The sequence below is a fragment of the Tsukamurella strandjordii genome (genome assembly GCF_039525985.1).
Taxonomy (GTDB): Bacteria; Actinomycetota; Actinomycetes; order Mycobacteriales; family Mycobacteriaceae; genus Tsukamurella; species Tsukamurella strandjordii.
In genome coordinates, this window is record NZ_BAAAII010000002.1 from 605578 (window position 1) to 623062 (window position 17485).

General features: G+C 71.5%; 13 protein-coding genes. 6 read left to right on the plus strand and 7 right to left on the minus strand.

Annotated elements, in window-relative coordinates; all coding sequences use genetic code 11:
- The first annotated feature begins 13 nt into the window (after positions 1 to 13).
- Positions 14 to 1384, plus strand: a complete 1371-nt coding sequence (locus ABD108_RS03685) for a hypothetical protein (protein WP_343929390.1) — start codon at positions 14 to 16, stop codon at positions 1382 to 1384.
- Here the strand turns inward: ABD108_RS03685 and eccCa are convergent.
- Positions 1381 to 5391: a type VII secretion protein EccCa gene (gene eccCa, locus ABD108_RS03690; protein WP_343929392.1), complete on the minus strand. Its 4011-nt coding sequence runs from the start codon at positions 5389 to 5391 to the stop codon at positions 1381 to 1383. The two genes, ABD108_RS03685 and eccCa, sit on opposite strands and share 4 nt — an antisense overlap.
- Positions 5392 to 5580: 189 nt before the next feature.
- On the opposite strand from eccCa, the gene eccD reads away from it, so the two are divergent.
- A complete protein-coding gene (eccD, locus tag ABD108_RS03695; protein ID WP_343929394.1) occupies positions 5581 to 7074 on the plus strand; it encodes a type VII secretion integral membrane protein EccD in 1494 nt (497 codons plus the stop codon).
- A complete protein-coding gene (gene mycP, locus ABD108_RS03700) occupies positions 7074 to 8372 on the plus strand; it encodes a type VII secretion-associated serine protease mycosin (RefSeq protein WP_305110064.1) in 1299 nt (432 codons plus the stop codon). The genes eccD and mycP overlap by 1 nt, the downstream gene beginning before the upstream one ends.
- Here mycP and ABD108_RS03705 read toward each other — a convergent pair.
- Positions 8359 to 9168, minus strand: coding sequence for an aldo/keto reductase (locus ABD108_RS03705; RefSeq protein WP_343929701.1), 810 nt, complete (start codon positions 9166 to 9168; stop codon positions 8359 to 8361). The genes mycP and ABD108_RS03705 overlap by 14 nt on opposite strands.
- A 115-nt stretch (positions 9169 to 9283) precedes the next feature.
- On the opposite strand from ABD108_RS03705, the gene ABD108_RS03710 reads away from it, so the two are divergent.
- The gene (locus tag ABD108_RS03710) at positions 9284 to 10813 is read left to right on the plus strand and encodes a carboxyl transferase domain-containing protein (protein ID WP_343929396.1); all 1530 of its coding nucleotides are present in this window, start codon (positions 9284 to 9286) and stop codon (positions 10811 to 10813) included.
- On the opposite strand, the gene ABD108_RS03715 is transcribed toward ABD108_RS03710, so the two are convergent.
- Positions 10814 to 11335 (minus strand): DUF4333 domain-containing protein, encoded by a 522-nt coding sequence (locus ABD108_RS03715; protein WP_343929398.1) that lies wholly within the window; start codon positions 11333 to 11335, stop codon positions 10814 to 10816.
- Positions 11336 to 11423: 88 nt separating this feature from the next.
- Positions 11424 to 12665, minus strand: coding sequence for an Nramp family divalent metal transporter (locus tag ABD108_RS03720; RefSeq protein WP_343929400.1), 1242 nt, complete (start codon positions 12663 to 12665; stop codon positions 11424 to 11426).
- A gap of 88 nt (positions 12666 to 12753) precedes the next feature.
- Here ABD108_RS03720 and ABD108_RS03725 point away from each other — a divergent pair, with 88 nt between their 5' ends.
- A complete protein-coding gene (locus ABD108_RS03725) occupies positions 12754 to 13554 on the plus strand; it encodes a HugZ family pyridoxamine 5'-phosphate oxidase (RefSeq protein ID WP_343929402.1) in 801 nt (266 codons plus the stop codon).
- 116 nt (positions 13555 to 13670) lie between these two features.
- On the opposite strand, the gene ABD108_RS03730 is transcribed toward ABD108_RS03725, so the two are convergent.
- The 3 genes from ABD108_RS03730 to ABD108_RS03740 form a co-directional block, all read right to left on the minus strand.
- Positions 13671 to 14084 carry an FKBP-type peptidyl-prolyl cis-trans isomerase gene (locus ABD108_RS03730; RefSeq protein WP_343929404.1) on the minus strand — a complete coding sequence of 138 codons (414 nt, stop codon included), beginning with the start codon at positions 14082 to 14084 and terminating at the stop codon, positions 13671 to 13673.
- Entirely contained in the window at positions 14081 to 15379 is a 1299-nt protein-coding gene (locus tag ABD108_RS03735; protein WP_220656446.1) for a citrate synthase, read from the minus strand. The genes ABD108_RS03730 and ABD108_RS03735 overlap by 4 nt, the downstream gene beginning before the upstream one ends.
- A gap of 111 nt (positions 15380 to 15490) precedes the next feature.
- A complete protein-coding gene (locus ABD108_RS03740; RefSeq protein ID WP_343929406.1) occupies positions 15491 to 16384 on the minus strand; it encodes an aldose 1-epimerase family protein in 894 nt (297 codons plus the stop codon).
- A gap of 128 nt (positions 16385 to 16512) precedes the next feature.
- Here ABD108_RS03740 and ABD108_RS03745 point away from each other — a divergent pair, with 128 nt between their 5' ends.
- A complete protein-coding gene (locus ABD108_RS03745; protein WP_343929407.1) occupies positions 16513 to 17436 on the plus strand; it encodes an SDR family NAD(P)-dependent oxidoreductase in 924 nt (307 codons plus the stop codon).
- The last annotated feature ends 49 nt before the right edge of the window (positions 17437 to 17485 follow it).

Sequence of the window (17485 nt, forward strand, 5' to 3'; positions counted from 1 at the left end):
CTACCCTTCAGATATGACCGCACCCGAGAATCCCGCGCCGCCCGTCGCCGACACCGACGCGGCCACGCCGGAGCCCCGCTGGACGGACGGCCAGAAGGTCGCCTTCCGGCTGCTGTTCGTGACCGGCGGCGGACTCCTGCTGCTGTCGGTGTACGGCAACATCGGACTCGGATCCCTCTGGTACGTCACCGGAATCTGGTGGGCCCTGGCCCAGATCGGCAGCTACGCCGTCCGCGGTGAGGGCGTGGACGTGGTGCTCGCCTCGGGCGGCGATCAGATGTGGATGTGGTGCATGCACCTCGGCTGGATCCTGGTGAGCCTGGTGATCGTCGCGGTCTGGACGGCGCTCGCCCGGAAGAGCGATCGCCCGAACTACCGATCGCTGGGCGGGCTCCTGGAGATCTTCGCGCGGTACGGCCTGGCGATCTCGATGCTCTACTACGGCTTCGCCAAAGCGATCCCCACCCAGATGGGCTTCATGCAGCTGCCGGCGCATCAGCTCCAGCTCACCGGCGACACCAGCCTGTTCAACACGCTGTGGGGATTCATGGGAGCCTCGGACGGCTACTCGATCGTGACCGGGCTGATCGAGCTCGCCGCGGGCTTGCTGCTGCTGTTCCGCCGGACCGCCCTGGTCGGCTCGATCGTGGCGATCGTCGCGACCACGCAGGTCGCGATCCTCGACCTGTTCTACGACGTGCCGGTGAAACTGGTGGCCTGGGAGCTGCTGGTGATCGCCGTCGCCCTCACCGCCCGGTACTGGCGGCCGCTGCTGCTGGTGGCCTTCAACCGGGACGGCGCACACCCGGTGCCCGCGCTGCCCGTCGCCGGAGCGCAGCGGAAGTGGGTGCGCGTCACCGGCTATTCGCTGAAATCGATCATGACCGCGTTCGTCCTGATCACCGGCATCGTGCAGGGCGGCGTGCTGTACTACGTGATCCACACGCCCCGCTCGGACCTGGACGGAACCTGGCGGGCCACGTCGTTCACCATCGACGGGCGGCCCGCGGCGCTCACCGACCGCGGGCCCGCCCCGTGGCCGAATCTCGCGATCACTCTGCGCGGCAACGCCGACAACGCCACCCTGAAGATGTTCAGCACCGGCTACGACAGCGTGGTCACCCAGGAGGTGTCCGGCTACACCACCGCATGGCTCACCGAGCAGAAGGGCGACGTGCTCGAACTCCGTAAGAAGAAGGGCGATGCGCCGCTGCCCCTGACCACCCGGCTGGACGGCGAACGGCTGTACGTCTCGGCCACCGTCGACGGCAAGCGTGTCGAAGGTGTCTACGAGCGCCGGTTCATGGAGCGCGACCGCTCCCGGATCCGGCTGATCCAGCCCGACGACGAATGGGGCGCGCCCAGCGCCGAACAGGGCAACTAGGCCTCCTCGTCCGGGTGCACCATGGCCACCTGAATGAGCTCGGTGCCCCGGGCGCGGGAGACCCAGGTGCCGCGGCCGGGCGGCATCTGGCTCATCCGCACCGAGCCGAGCACCGTGCCCTCGTCGCGGGAACCGCTCATCACCAGGCCATCGGCACCGAGGTCGCGGACCCGGGCGAGGAAGGGCTCGAACATGCCGCGCGCGAGACCACCACTGCGCCGGGCGATCACCACCTTCAAGCCCACATCGCGGGCCTGCGGCAGCAGGTCCATCAGCGGGCTGAGCGGGTTGCCCGCCGGGCCGGCGACCAGGTCGTAGTCGTCGATCACCAGGTAGACATCGGGACCGGTCCACCACGAACGCTCCTTGAGCTGCTGCGGGGTGACGTCCGGCCCCGGGCAGCGTCCCTTGAGCACCTCGGCGAGCTGGTTCACCAAGGTGGTCAACGTCTCCGCGGTCGAGGCGTAACCGGCGAGGTGCTCGCCCTCCACCGCGCCGAGCAGCGTGCGGCGGTAGTCCACCAGCAGGATCTTCGTCTGCTTCGGCGTGCCGGCCGCGATCAGCGAGGTCATCAGGGTGCGCAGGGCCTCCGTCTTACCGCACTCGGTCTCGCCGAGCATGAGGAAGAAGGGCTGCGACTCGAACTGCAGGGTGGCCGCGGCCAGCTCGGACTCGCCGATACCGAGGACGGCGTGCGTCGACGGTGCGCCGCGCCGCGCCGGAATCCGGTCCAGCTGCACCCGTTCCGGCAGCATCCGCACCTCGGGCGCGCGCTCCTCGTACTGTGCGGCGATCTCGGCCACCGCGGCGGCCTGCGCCACCGGCACGTCCTCGGACGGTGCGCCGCAAGGCAACGCGACCAGCATGTGCAACTGCTCGGACGTGAGGCCGCGACCGGGACGCCCGACCGGGACGAGGGAGGCCACGCGGCGTCCCATCTCCGAGTCCATCGGGTCGCCGAGCCGCAGCTCGATCCGCGTACCCAGCTGGTCCTTGACCGCCGGGCGCACCTCGCCCCACCGCGACGCGGCGATCACCAGGTGCACGCCGTACGAGAGTCCCTGCGCGGCGATCGCGTTCACCTGCGGCTCCAGGGCCTCGAACTCGGTGCGCAACACCTGCCAACCGTCGATCACGAGGAAGACGTCACCGAACGGATCGCGCTGCGCCGCAGGATGGTCGCGGTACTGCGCCATCGACTCCACGCCGTGCTCACGGAAGGCCGCCTCCCGCCGCCGGATCACGGAGGTGACCTCGGCGACGGTGCGCCGGACCCGGTCCGGATCGAGCCGTCCGGCGACGGAGCCCACGTGCGGCAGGCCGGACAGGCCCGCGAGCGAACCGCCACCGAAGTCGAGCACGTAGAACTGCACCTGCCGCGGGGTGTGCGTGAGCGACGACGACAGGATCAGTGTGCGCAGCGCGGTCGACTTACCCGACTGCGGGCCGCCCACCACCGCCACGTTGCCCTGGGCGCCGAACAGGTCCACCACCAGCAGGTCACGGCGCTGATCGTACGGCCGGTCGACGATGCCGACGGCCACCCGCAGGGGCGTCTGGTCGACGCGGCGCAGGTGCTCCGCCAGCTCGCCGACGGCCGACGACTCGTCGAGCGGCGGCAGCCACACCTCGTGCGCCGGGAGGCCGTGGCCGGAGAGCTTGCCGACCATGGTCTGCAGCACGGACATCCCCGAGCCGACGGGCTCGCGCTTCGGCGCCGGATCGCCGGGCTGCGCCGGGATGCGCATGAGCCCGTCGGGTAGGCCCGTGCGCTGCGGCTGCTCCACCGGGACCGGCTCGATCCCGAACAGCCGCACCGGCCCTGCGGCGGCGCTGGAGCCGAAGCGTGCGGTGCCGGCCACCGCCACCTGCGGCGGTACGTACTCGCCGGAGACGTAGCTGGCATGGAACCGGCGGGGCGGATCGGCGTCGAACTTGAGGTATCCCGCGCCCGGCGTGGAGGGCAGCTGATAGGCATCGGGAACGCCCAGTACCGCGCGGGATTCGCTGGCCGAGAAGGTCTTCAGGCCGATCCGGTAGGACAGGTGCGAGTCCAGGCCGCGCAGCTTGCCCTCCTCGAGCCGCTGCGAGGCGAGCAGCAGGTGGATGTGCAGCGACCGGCCGAGGCGGCCGATGGCCACGAACAGCTCGGCGAAATCCGGTTTCTGCGAGAGCAGTTCGGAGAACTCGTCGACGATCACCACGAGCGCGGGCATCGGGTCCAGCGGGGCTCCCGCCCGGCGGGCCTTCTCGTACTCGCCGACGTTCGCGAAGTTGCCCGCCCGGCGCAGCAGCTCCTGGCGGCGGTTCATCTCGCCCGACAGCGCATCGCGCATGCGGTCGACCATGGCGATCTCCTCTTCGAGGTTGGTGATCACCGCCGCCACGTGGTTGAGCGATTCGAGCCCGAGGAAGGTGGCGCCGCCCTTGAAGTCGACCAGCACCAGGTTGAGCGCCTCCGGCGGGTGCGTGGCCACCATCGACAGCACCAGCGTCCGCAGGAATTCACTCTTTCCGGAACCCGTGGCGCCGATGCACAGCCCGTGCGGGCCCATCCCGTTCTCGGCCGCCTCCTTCAGGTCCAGTTCCACCGGCTCGCCGCGCGGCCCCACACCGATCGGCACGCGCAGCCGCTCCCGCGCGGTGCGCGGGCGCCACGCGGTCTCGGGGCTCACGGCCGCGGCGTCGGACAGCCCGATCAGCGCAGGAAGCCCCGGATCGCCGGGACCCGCGTCGGCGTCGAAGTCGACGAGCTGCGCCACCGATGCCGGCCGGTAGCGGCCGATCCGGCGCGCGGTCACCTGTGCGCCGCCCGCTGTCACCGAGTCCGGGCGGGCGAAGAACTCGACCCCCGCGGCGCTGCGGGCCCCGAGCCGGTCGCTCTCGTCGACCACCAGTTGCAGGCCACTGCGGGTGGCGAGCGCCCCGGGTTCGGGGCTCAGGTCGATGAGGGTGACGCCGTCGATGCCGACGGCGGCGTCGAGCGGGCCACCGGGGGTGACCACGATGCCGCGGTCGAGCACGATCACGTGGTGCACCCGGGTGGGGTCCACCGGGGTGGCGCGGGCGAAGGCACCGCGATCCGCGAGGTCGGGCCCGATGGAGTCCTCCAGCTCGGCCGCGGAGCCGAAGATCAACCGGATCGGCCCCAGCGCGTCGGATGCCGTGGGGTGCGCCGCGTGCGGCAGCCACTTGAGCCAGGACCACTCGGCGGATTCCGCATCGTCGGTGGCGACCGCGATCCGCACGTGATCGGGACCGTGCAGCGTCACCAGGCTCAGCAACACGGCGCGCACCGCGTCGTAGGCCGCGGCGCGCGGACCGTCGACCCCGACCGCGGGGAAACCGCGCAGGGCCACCGCCACCGGGAGCCCCGGCACCGCCGCGTTGCGGCGCACGAACCGGCGCAGCGCCACCGTCGACACCGGTTCGAGGTCTTCGAGCGGGCCGGTCTCCGGCGGCACCAGCCGGGTGGCCAGCCGCTGGCTCCCGATGCCGACCCGTACGTGCAGGAAATCGGGGTCGCTGGGCCGGCGCTCCCACATCCGGCGGGTGCCGACGCACCCCGCGAGCGCGGCGGGATCGGGATGGATCCACTCGAGCGCGGCGCGCTGCTCACCGCGGGTGCGTTCCACCTGACCGCGCACCTGCCCCAGGTACCGCAGATAGTCCTTGCGGTCCTCGTTGAGCTCGGCGGCGTTGGGCCCGTTGCGATTGCCGTTCATGCCGTACATGCCGGCCATCGACATCAGCATCATCAGCGGGAACATCATCATGAACGGGTTCTGCATCATGGTGCTGCCCGAGGTGAACATCAGCGCCACCATGCCGATGACGGCCACCACCATCACCACCGGCAGCAGCTTGCCCAGCAGGCCGCCCGGCACGGCGCGCGGCACCTCGGGCGGTGCCTGCAGCGCCACCTCGCCCCCCGGCGCACGCGGCGGCGCCAGGCGCTGCTTGCGCGCGAATCCCTCGGTGACCGGCTCGAACACCACGTCAGCCACGAACGGCCTCCCCCACACACCTGCGGCGCGCCCCCACGCGCCGTCGTGCCACCACTGTGCACTGCCGGGCCGCCGCCGTCGAGCCCTTCGACGAACTTCGTCGGAAGTGGAACCGATCGGCCCGCTCGTGCGTCTAATTGACATCGGGCCCGGTCGCGGGCCTGGAGAACGGCATGCGAGGGGGACGCTATGACCGATCTGGTGGAGGGCACGGAGACAGAGGTTGCGCGGCTGAGCCGCGTGTCGGTGCTGTGCGGGGGCGCGCAGGTCGATGTCTCACTGCCCTTGCAGACACCGACCGAGGTGTTGATCCCGGAGCTGATCCGGCTCTTCGGCGATCGCATCTCGGGCACCGCGGAAGCCGCATGGGCCCGGCCGTGGCGGCTGGCACCGGTGGGCGGCGAGCCGCTGCCCGGGCCGCAGACGCCCGCGGATGCGGGCATCACCGAGGGCGACCTGCTGGTGCTGTTCGTCGCGGAGGCCGCGCCGCCGCCCGCCGTGTTCGACGACGTCTTCGACACCGCGGCGGGCGATCTCGCGACCGGTACCCGGTGGAACGAGCGCGCCGCGATGATCGTGGGCCTGATCGTGCTGGCCGGTGCCACGCTCGCCACCGCCGCGGTGAGCCTGCGCCTCGGCCTCGGGCCGCGCGGGGAATCCGGCGCCCGCCCCGCGGTGGACGGTGTCTTCGCGCTGCTGTGGACCGCGGGCGCCGCGCTCCTGCTCCTGGTCGGTGCCGGTACCTCGGTGCGACGCCTCACCGGCTCGGGGCCCGTGCCCACCGCCCTGGCGAGCTGCGCCACGGTGCTCGCCGCCACCGCCGGTGTGCTCGCCGTCCCCCTCGGGGTGGACGGCCGCTACGGCGCCCCGCACGCCCTGCTCGGGGTGGTCGCCGCCGCGGTGACCGCCGTTGTCGCGCTGCGCATCACCGGCCGCGGAACGGTGGTGCACATCGCCGTCATCACCGCCGCCGCGGTGGTGGCGCCCGCCCTGTTCACGGCGCTGTGGCTGCCCGGTCGCCGCGCTGCGATCGCCGCGACCGTGGCCGTGGCCGCGTACATCGTGATCACCTTCGCCGCCCGGATCGGCGCATCGGTCGCGCGACTGCCGCTGCCGAAGGTGCCCGCCGCGGGCGAACGGATCGATCCGATCGACGACGAGCCGCCGCCCACCGTCGCGGGGGTCGGCGCCGTCGCTGTCGGCCTGAGCGAGGAGGCCGGGGCGCCGCCGCGCACCGGGTACGCGCAGCAGGTGTGCTCCGGGATCACCGTGGGCGCCGCGGCGGCCGGGTCGATCGCCGCGCTGCTCGTGGGAGCGGTGGCGCGCGAACTCCCCTTGCACCACATCGCTTTCGCCGCCGTGATCGCGATCGCGTACTGCCTCCGCGGTCGCACCCACGGCGATCCGGTTCAGGCCGGTTCGGTGATCCTCGGCGGCAGCGCGGTGGCGATCGGCACGGCGACCAGCCTGGCGTGGGGCTACGGCGTGTGGCCGGTGCTGGGCCTGGTGACGCTCGCCGCGATCGCCGGACTGGCCGTGGCCTGCGGCGTGGGCGCGCCTCGCATCACCTTCAGTCCCATCCAGCGGCGGTTCGCGGAACTCGGTGAGTACCTGACCATCGCGGCTGCGGGACCGCTGCTCGGGTGGGTGTGGGACGTGTACGCCACCGTCCGGAACCTGTGATGCGGCGCGCGCTCGTCGGGATCGCGACCGCGGGATTGCTGGTGGCCGTCGGAGCCCCGGCCGGCGCCGCGCCGCCCGCCTCCGATCCACCGCCCGACGGTGCGCCGCGGGGCCCCATCGCCCCGCTCGCTCCGACCGTGCAGAAGACGCAGTGCCACACCCTCAAGACCGTGCCCGGGACCGATTACACCCGTGCCGATCACGCGCTGCGCTCGCTGCGCTACGACCAGGCGTGGAAGTTCACCCGCGGCGAGGGCCAGAAGGTGGCGGTGATCGACACCGGGGTCACACCGCACCCGCGGCTAGGCGAGGTGATCCCCGGCGGCGATTACGTCTCCTCGGGCGACGGCCGCGACGATTGCGATGCGCACGGCACCGCGGTGGCGGGCATCATCGCGGCGCGGCCGGCACCGGGCGATGCCTTCGTCGGCGTCGCTCCCGGTGCGTCGATCATCGCGATCCGGCAGGCCAGCCAGGCCTTCGAGCCCAAGGACCGCGGCGCCAACAGCCACGGGAACGTGACCACGATGGCCTACGCCGTGACCCGCGCGGTCGATCTGGGCGCCACCGTCATCAACATCTCCGAGGTGGCCTGCGGCGGCGCGGGAACGAACCTGGGCGACGATGCGCTCAGCCGCGCCGTGCGTTTCGCCTTCGACCGCAACGTGGTCGTGGTGGCCTCCGCGGGCAACGTGGGACGCGACGGCGCGTGCTCGGCGCAGAACGAGACACCCGGATCACCGGTCACCGTCGCGTCCCCGGCCCGGTTCTCCGAACACGTGATCACCGTGGCGGCCACCGAACCGGACGGCCGCGCGGCCTCGTTCTCCCTCGCCGGACCGTGGGTGGCCGTCGCCGCACCGGGCACCGATGTCACCACGCTCGAACCGCGCGGCGGCGGGCTGGTGAACGGCCAGACCACCCGCGAGGGCATCACCCCGCTCGCGGGGACCAGCTTCGCCGCGCCCTACGTGGCCGGCGTCGCCGCGCTGGTACGCGCCCGCTTCCCGCAGCTCACCGCGGCCCAGGTGCGGGCCCGGATCCTGTCCACCGCCCGCGACGCCGCCGCATTGCCTGCCGGGGCGCTGGGCGCGGGCATCGTCGACCCGGTCGCGGCACTCACCGCGGACCTGCCCGACGGGGCCACCAGGGCCGGGAGCCTCGACCTGCCGGCGCCGCCACCGCGCGACGACCGGCCGCGCACCACGGCACTCGCGGGTGCGGGCCTGCTCGCCGTCGCGGCGGCCGCCTTCTGCCTGTCCCGGCGCACTCGCCGGGACCAGATCAGCGGAGGTTGAACTCGGCCGGATCGGGACCGATGCGGCGGCCCGGCAGCGCAGTGATCCTCGCGACCTCATCGGCCGTCAGCTCGAACCCGAAGACCTCGAAGTTCTCGGCGATGCGGGCCGGGGTCACCGACTTCGGGATCACCACGTTGCCCAGCTGCAAGTGCCAGCGCAGGATCGCCTGCGCCGGGGTCACGCCGTGCGCCGCCGCGATCTCCACGATCGTGGGGTCTTCGAGCGACTCGCCCTGGCCGAGCGGCGACCAGGCCTCGGTGGCGATGCCGTGCTCGGCGTGGAAGGCGCGCAGCTCGTCCTGCGGCAGGCCGGGGTGCAGCTCGATCTGGTTGACGGCCGGCGCCTCGCCGGTCTCGTCGATCACGCGCTGCAGGTCTTCGACGCGGAAGTTGCTCACGCCGATCGACTTCGCGCGGCCCTCGTCGCGGATCTTCTGGAAGGCCTTGAAGGTGTCCACGGCGCGGCCGTACTCGGGCACGGGCCAGTGGATCAGGTACAGATCGACGTAGTCGGTGCCGAGCCGCTCCAGCGAGGCGTCGAAGGCGCGCAGCGTCTCGTCGAAGCCCTGGTCCGAGTTCCACAGCTTGGTGGTGAGGTACACATTGCCGCGGTCCAGGCCGGAGGCGGCGATGGCGCGGCCGGTGCCGGCCTCGTTCTCGTACACCTTCGCGGTGTCGATACTGCGATAGCCCACGCGCAGGGCCTCCGCGACGGCGGCCTCGGCGCCGTCGTCGGACACCTGCCACACGCCGAAGCCGAGCTGGGGGATGGTCTTGCCGGAATTGAGGGTGATGTCGGGAACCGTCATACCTCGATCCAACGACACCGGCCGCCGGGATTGTTCCGACTCCGAGGAAAAGAATCTTCTGCGATCCGAACGCGACGGTCCCGGTGGCTAACCTGTCGGTATGGCGATCACGGCGCAGGACCTCATCGACGCGGTCCTCGACCGCGGCACGTTCACCTCCTGGGACGGGCCGCTGGTGGACGTGCATCCGGACGCCGACTACGCGGCGGCGCTGCAGCGCGCGCGGGAGAAATCGCACCACGACGAGGCCGTGGTCACCGGCGAGGGCCGCATCCGCGGCCAACGGGTGGCCCTGATCGCCTGCGATTTCGCCTTTCTCGGCGGCTCGATCGGCGTCGCGGCGGCCGAGCGGATCGTCTCGGCGGTCGAGCGCGCCACGGCGCTGCGGCTGCCGCTCCTCGCGACCCCCACGTCGGGCGGCACCCGCATGCAGGAGGGCACCGTCGCCTTCCTGCAGATGGTGAAGATCTCCGCCGCCGTCACCCTGCACAAGCAGTCCGGTCTGCCCTACCTGGTGTACCTGCGCGATCCCACGATGGGCGGCGTCTTCGCGTCGTGGGGATCGTTGGGGCACATCACCATCGCCGAGCCCGGCGCCCGAATCGGTTTCCTCGGCCCGCGCGTGTACGAGGCGGTGCGCGGCGAACCCTTCCCCGCGGGCGTGCAGACCGCGGAGAACCTGTTCGCGCACGGGCTGATCGACGGCGTGGTGCCGCTGCGGTTCGTGCGCCTGCTCGCGCATCGGGCGCTGCGGGTGATGTCGAGCACCGCCGATGCCGATCCGCTCGCTCCCGACCTGGGCGAGAGCAAAGCGCTGGTGCCCGCGAGCGAAGGGACCCCCGCCTGGGATTCGGTGCGGATCAGCCGAGAGGCCGGGCGGCCCGGGGTGCGCGCTTTCCTGCGGCACGCCGCGACCGACCGGGTGCCGCTGTCCGGGACCGGCGAGGGCGAGACCGATCACTCGCTGCTGCTCTCGCTCGCGCGGGTGCAGGGCTTCCCGTGCATCGTCGTCGGGCAGGACAACGCGGTTCACCGGGCCGGTCAGGAGGACTCGGCCGGTACTCCTCCCCTGCTCGGTCCGGCGGCGCTGCGCGCTGCCCGGCGCGGCATGCGCCTGGCCGCCGAACTCGGCCTGCCGCTGGTGCTGGTGATCGACACCTGGGGCGCCGCCCTGTCGCCCGAGGCGGAGGAGGGCGGGCTCGCGGGCGAGGTGGCACGGAGCCTGTCCGATCTGGTGACCCTCCGCGTTCCGACGGTGTCGGTGCTGCTCGGGCAGGGCACGGGCGGCGGAGCGCTGGCGATGCTGCCCGCCGACCGCGTGCTGTGCGCGCAACACGCCTGGCTCGCCCCGCTGCCGCCGGAGGGGGCGAGCGCGGTGATGTACCACGACACCGAGCACGCACCGGAGATGGCGGCGAAGCAGCGGATCCGGTCGGCCGATCTGCTCGCCGACGGCGTGATCGACCGGATCATCCCCGAGCGCCCGGACGCGGCCGACGAGCCGACCGAGTTCTCCCGGCGGGTGGGGCTGGCGGTGCGCGAATCGCTCGCCGAGCTCGCGCTGATCCCCGATTCGATCCGGATCAGCCGGCGCCTGGACCGCTACCGGTTCCTGGGCACGCGCCGCTGATCAGCCGACGACGACGCTCCACTGCACGCGCTGCGGTTCCACCGAGGTGACGGTGGCCCGCACGGGCCGGCTGACGCCGCGGTCGGTCATGGCGCATTTCTGCACGGCTCCGACGGTGGCGGGCAGCGCACCGTCGCACCGCACCGTGTCGACCGGGCCGCGCTGTGCCAGAACGTACTTCGTGTGCCGCTCCAGTTGGGCCGTGGTGACGCGGCGCCCGGCCTGCGGGTCACCGTCGACCACCGAGTCCCAGCGCACGTTGTCGCCGTCGACGCCGGTGACGCGCAGCCGGACGGAGAACTTCTCGCCCTCACTGGTGAGGGTGCAGTGCTGGGCGGAGCCGACCTCGGCCTTGAGGCCGCCGTCGCAGTCGAGGTGGTCGCTGGGGTCGGCGCCCACCTCGGAGAGCGTCCCGGCTTCGACCCGGCCCTCATCGATCCCGGTGGGGGCGAACAGGGTCCAGGTGACGGCGAGCGCACCGGTGACGCCCACCAGCGCCATCACCAATCCGCGTGCTGCCATCGTCCGACCACCTCAGCGGATCAACTCCGCATTCCTGCTTCCATGATTTGCGATGATTAAACCACGGAAACCGAAGGAGATCCAGGCGTTACCCCTTGCCGGACACCGTGAGGTAGATCAACGCCACGTTGAGCGCCACGATCAGCGCGGCGGCCGCCGCGGAGGCCCAGCGCAGCAATGCACCATCGGTGAATTCGCCCATGATCCGGCGGTCGCCCGTGTACCGGCGCAGTGGCAGCAGCGCGAACGGGATGCCGAAGCTCAGCACCACCTGGGAGATGACCAGCGCCTGGGTCGGTGAGACGCCGATCGCGAGTACGCCGATCGCGGGGACCATGGTGACCATGCGGCGCACCAGCACCGGGATCCGGCGGTGCAGCAGCCCCGCCATGATGGTGCCGCCGGCATAGCTCCCCACCGAGGTGGACGCCAGGCCCGAGGCCAGCAGACCCACTGCGAACAGGCCCGCGACGGCCGGGCCGAGCGCGTCGCGCAACGCGGCGTGCGCGCCCTCGATGGAATCGGTGCCCTCGCGTCCGTAGAGGGCACTGGCGGCCAGCACGAGCAGGGCGATGTTGACGGCGCCGGCGACGACCAGCGCGATCACCACGTCGATGCGGGTGATCCGGATGAGACGGCGCGCGCGGGCGGCACCGCCGGGCTTGCCGTGCCGGTCGATGACGAGAGCCGAATGCAGGTAGATCGCGTGCGGCATCACGGTGGCGCCGAGCATCGAGGCGGCCAGCAGGACCGTCTCCGTGCCCTGCAGCCGCGGCACGAGGCCGCCGAGGAAGGAGCCCGCGTCCGGCGGTGCCACCACCAGGCCCGCGAGGAATCCCACCACGATCACCGCGAGCAGAGCGATGATGACCAGCTCGAACCGGTACTGACGGCGGCCGTCGGCGAGGGTGAGCAGCACCGTCGAGATCACGCCGACGATGAGCCCGCCCCACACCAACGGCACCCCGAACAGCAGGTTGAGCGCGAGCGCGCCGCCGATGATCTCGGCCACATCGGTGGCCGCGGCCACGATCTCCGCCTGCCCCCAGAAGGCGAGGCGGGCGCGACGGGGCAGCCGCTCCCCCAGCATCTGCGGGAGCGAGCGCCCGGTGACCACGCCCAGCTTCGCCGACTGGTACTGGATCATCATCGCCATCACGTTGGCCACCACCAGCACCCACACCAGCAGGTAGCCGTACCGCGCGCCGGCCGTGATGTTCGCGGCCACGTTGCCCGGGTCCACGTAGGCGATCGCGGCGACGAACGCCGGACCCAACAGCATCGCCTTCCGCACCCGCGAGGCCTTCTGCACATCCACGTCCGTCAGCACGCTCGAAGGCTATCCAAATACAGAGTTTCGGTCAACCGAAATTTGCCAGGCGGAGGGGTGATGCGCCGTCCGCCCCTAGGCTGCTGCCATGACCACACGCGACCACGGCGACCCGGGCGACGCCCCCACCATCGCCCCGCCCCTCACGGACGTCACGCAGCCGCGGCGCCCCTCCGCCGCCGAGGAGGCGCGCACGGTGGCCACGGCCACCAACACCGCCACCCTCGGCAGCCTGTCCGAGGACGGTGGGCCGTGGGCCTCGCTGGTGACCTACGGGCTGCTGGGCGGCGCCCCGGTGCTGTGCGTCTCACACATGGCCGAGCACGGCCGCAACCTGGCCCGGGACCCCCGCGCGAGCCTGTCGATCGTGGCGCCCGACGCACCGTCGGACCCGCTCGCGAACGCGCGGATCACCCTGGCCGGCACCGTCCTCCGTCCGGAGGGCGACGAACTCGCCGCCGCCCGGGAGGCGCACCTGAACGCGGTACCCGCGGCGAAGTACTACATCGACTACAGCGACTTCACGCTATGGCTGCTCGACGTGGAGCGGGTGCGCTGGGTGGGTGGATACGGCCGGATGGACTCGGCGTCGCGCGCGGACTACGCAGCCGCCGAACCGGATCCGGTGACGCCGCACGCGGCGGGCGCGGTGCGCCACCTCAACGACGACCACGCCGATGCCCTGCTCAACATGGCCCGACGGTTCGGCGGCTACCCGGACGCCACATCGGCGCGCTGCGAGCGGGCCGACCGGTACGGCCTCGACATCCGCGTGGACACGCCGCGCGGTTGGTCGGTGACGCGGGTGGGCTATCTCGCCCCGATCGACGGCCCCGCGGACCTGCGGCAGGCCACCGTCGCCCTGGCCCGCGCCGCGGCCGAGGGCTGATACGCAAGAGCCCCGCACCGTCGAACGGTGCGGGGCTCGTGCCGGGCGGACGTCGGGCTACTTGACGCCCAGCAGATCATCACGGGGACGAGGCCCCGTGCCGGGCTGGCGTCGAGTTACTTGACGCCCAGCAGATCGATCACGAAAACCAGCGTCTTGCCGGACAGACGGTGACCGCCACCGGCGGGACCGTAGGCGAGCGACGGCGGGCAGATCAGCTGGCGGCGGCCGCCGACCTTCATGCCCGGGATGCCCTCCTGCCAGCCCGCGATGAGGCTGCGCAGCGGGAAGTTGATCGACTCGCCGCGGCTCCACGAGGAATCGAACTCCTCGCCCGAGTCGTACTCCACGCCCAGGTAGTGCACGTCCACGACGCTGTCGGGCTGCGCCTCGGCGCCGTCGCCGACCACGATGTCCTTGATGACGAGCTCGGTGGGCGCGGGGCCCTCGGGGAACTCGATCTCCGGCTTGCTCAATTCATCTCCCTTGATCAGGCGATGCAGGTTGTCCCGACGGATCGGAGGCATCATGCACCGGGGTAGTCACGGGCGGTGTAGCCCGTGTAGATCTGCCGAGGCCGACCGATCTTGGTCGACGGATCCTCGTGCATCTCGCGCCAGTGGGCGATCCAGCCGGGCAGGCGGCCGAGGGCGAAGAGCACCGTGAACATGCGCGTCGGGAAGCCCATCGCGCGGTAGATCAGACCGGTGTAGAAGTCCACGTTCGGGTACAGCTTGCGCTCGATGAAGTAGTCGTCGTGCAGAGCGACGTCTTCGAGCCCCTTGGCGATGTCGAGCAACTCGTCGGATACGCCGAGCAGCTCGAAGATGCGGTCCGCGGTCTGCTTCACGATGGCCGCACGCGGGTCGTAGTTCTTGTAGACCCGGTGACCGAAGCCCATGAGCTTCACGCCGTCCTGCTTGTTCTTGACCTTGTTCATGAAGTCCTTGGTGTCGCCACCGGAGGCCTTGATGTCGTCGAGCATCTCCAGCACGGCCTGGTTGGCGCCGCCGTGCAGCGGGCCCCACAGGGCGTTGATGCCGCCCGAGATCGACGTGAACAGGTTGGCGTTCGACGAGCCCACCAGGCGCACCGTCGACGTCGAGCAGTTCTGCTCGTGATCGGCGTGCAGGATGAGGAGCATGTCGAGCGCCTTGACGATCTCCGGGTCGACCTCGTAGGGCTCGGCCGGGAAACCGAAGGTCATGCGCAGGAAGTTCTCGACCAGGCTCAGCGAGTTGTCCGGGTACAGGAAGGGCTGTCCCACCGACTTCTTGTACGCGTAGGCGCAGATGGTGGGGAACTTCGCCAGCAGGCGGATGGTGGAGAGCTCCACCTGGGCGGGATCGTTGTGATCCAGCGAGTCCGGGTAGTACGCCGACAGCGCGTTGACCGCCGAGGAGACGACGGGCATCGGGTGCGCGTTGCGCGGGAAGCCGTTGAAGAAGAGCTTGAGATCCTCGTGCAGCAGGGTGTGCCGCTGGATCTTCGCGGTGAACTCGGCCAGCTGCTCCGGGCTCGGCAGCTCACCGTGGATCAGCAGGTAGCTGACCTCGATGAAGGTGGACTTCTCGGCCAGCTGCTCGATGGGGTATCCGCGGTAGCGCAGGATGCCCTCGTTGCCGTCGATGTACGTGATGGCCGACTTGCACGATGCGGTGTTCACGAAACCACCGTCGAAGGTCGTGTAACCGGTGTCTGCGAGGAGCTTGCCGAGGGCGATGCCGTCGCTGCCCTCGGTCGCCTTCACGATCGGCAGTTCGATCTGGCCACCGGGGTAGGTGACCGTAGCTTGCGCCGGCGCGGTGTTGTCATCGGTGGACAATGTTCGTATCCCCTCGCTGTAGTCGGCTGATAAAAAGGCTACCCGGGTAGAAACCTAGCGGTCGCGCTGCCAGGCGCGTAATCAGGGTCGCCAGATCGTCCACTCCGCGCACTACCGGATGCCCCACGAGCAGGCCCAGGAGCCGCCCGGAGAGATGGTCGCCACGTCGGTCCCGGTGTGCAGCGCGTTGCCCGGACCGGACATCGGCTCGACCGCCAGCGCCCGCTGCGGCGGGTGCCCGAGGAAGCCCTGCGCGGCCTCGACCGAGGCGGTGAACACCTGCACCCAGGGCAGACGGGAATCGGTCCACAACTCGACCTGTCCGTCGGGCGCCCGCAGCGTGTACCGGTTGTCGGTGGCGGTGAACGGGGTGTCCAGTTGCACGCCGGCCAGCGGTGCGGGCCCGGTGTAGTCGTAGATCGTGCCCTCGGTGGCGCGGGTGGGTCCGGTGGGCAGCAGCCGTTCGTCGAGCGGCTGCCAGCGCCGCGCGCCCAGTTCCAGGGTGCACTCGTCGATCGGGGTCTCACCGACGCGCAGGTAGGTGTGGAAGCCCACCACGAAGGGCAGGTCGACGGTGCCCGTGTTGTGCGCCTCGAAGGCACAGGCGAGGCCGTCGGCACCGACGGAGTACCGGATGCGCAGGTGCAGGTCGTAGGGCCAGCCCGGGTGCCGCCCCACGTCGACGGCCAGCGTCACGGCGTCGGTCGCGATCTCGACGTCGTCCCAGTCGACGGCGCGGACCAGCCCGTGGTTCGCGGTGCCGGTGTCCTCGTGGGTCACGGTGAGCCGGTGCACCTCGCCGCCGAAGGCGTAGACGCCGTCCTCGGTGCGACCGGGCCACGGGGCGAGCACGACGCCCGCCGAGACGGGCGGCTTCGTGCCGAGCGGCCACTCCTCGGTGAGCGCGATACCGTCGCGCCGTAGGCCGCGCAGGGCCCCGCCGGTGCGCGCGATCTCGGCGGTGTACCCGCCGCCGACGATGGTGAACCCGGGTTGCACCGACATGGGCGCAATAGTACGGGCGTTGCGCCGTTCGCGCCCCGGGCGCAACCGCGTGCAACCCGCGCCCGGCCCCACTGGCCTACCGTCGAGGGCAGTCCGGCGGCCGATCGCCGGGAACCGAAGGAGACATCGTGGCGAACAACTGGACCGAGCGGGACGTGCCGAGCCAGGAGGGCCGCGTCGCCGTCGTGAGCGGTGCCAACACCGGCCTCGGATTCGAGACGGCGCGCGTTCTCGCGCAGCACAGCGCCGAAGTGGTGCTCGCGGTCCGCGACACCGGCAAGGGCGAGGCCGCACGGCAGCGGATCCTCGCCACGGCCCCCGGTGCGACGGTGCGCCTGCAGCGCCTCGACCTCGGTTCCCTGGACTCGGTGCGCACCGCGGCGGCGGAGCTGCGCGAGAGCACGCCCCGGATCGACCTGCTGATCAACAACGCCGGCGTGATGTACCCGCCGAAGCAGACCACCTCCGACGGTTTCGAGCTGCAGTTCGGCACCAATCACCTCGGCCACTTCGCCTGGACCGCACAGGTTCTCGACCTGCTGCTCGACGTTCCCGGATCGCGCGTGGTCACGGTCGCCTCGCTGGCCCACCGGATCCGCGCCGCGATCCACTTCGACGATCTGCAGTGGGAACGCTCCTACGAGCGGGTCGCGGCCTATGGCCAGAGCACGCTCGCGAACCTGCTGTTCCACTACGAGCTGCAGCGCCGCCTGGAGGCACGGGCCCGGGGCGAGCGCGGCACCGTCGCGATCGCGGCGCACCCGGGCATCGCCGATACCGAGCTGGTGCGCAACCTGCCGAAGGCGCTGCAGGGACTGCAGGCGGCCGCTCCCCTGTTCTCGCACGACGCGGCGAACGGCGCGCTCTCGCAGCTGCGCGCCGCCACCGATCCCGGCGCGCTGGGCGGTCAGTACTACGGTCCCGACGGCCTGGCCGAGCGGCGCGGCGCTCCGAAGGTGGTCGCCTCGTCGGCTCAGTCCTACGACCTCGACCTGCAGCGCCGCCTGTGGTCGGTATCGGAGGAACTGACCGGCGTCACGTTCCCGGTGTGATCTGCGCCGCCACCCCCTAGTGTTGCAGTCGCACACGATCAGGAGGCGG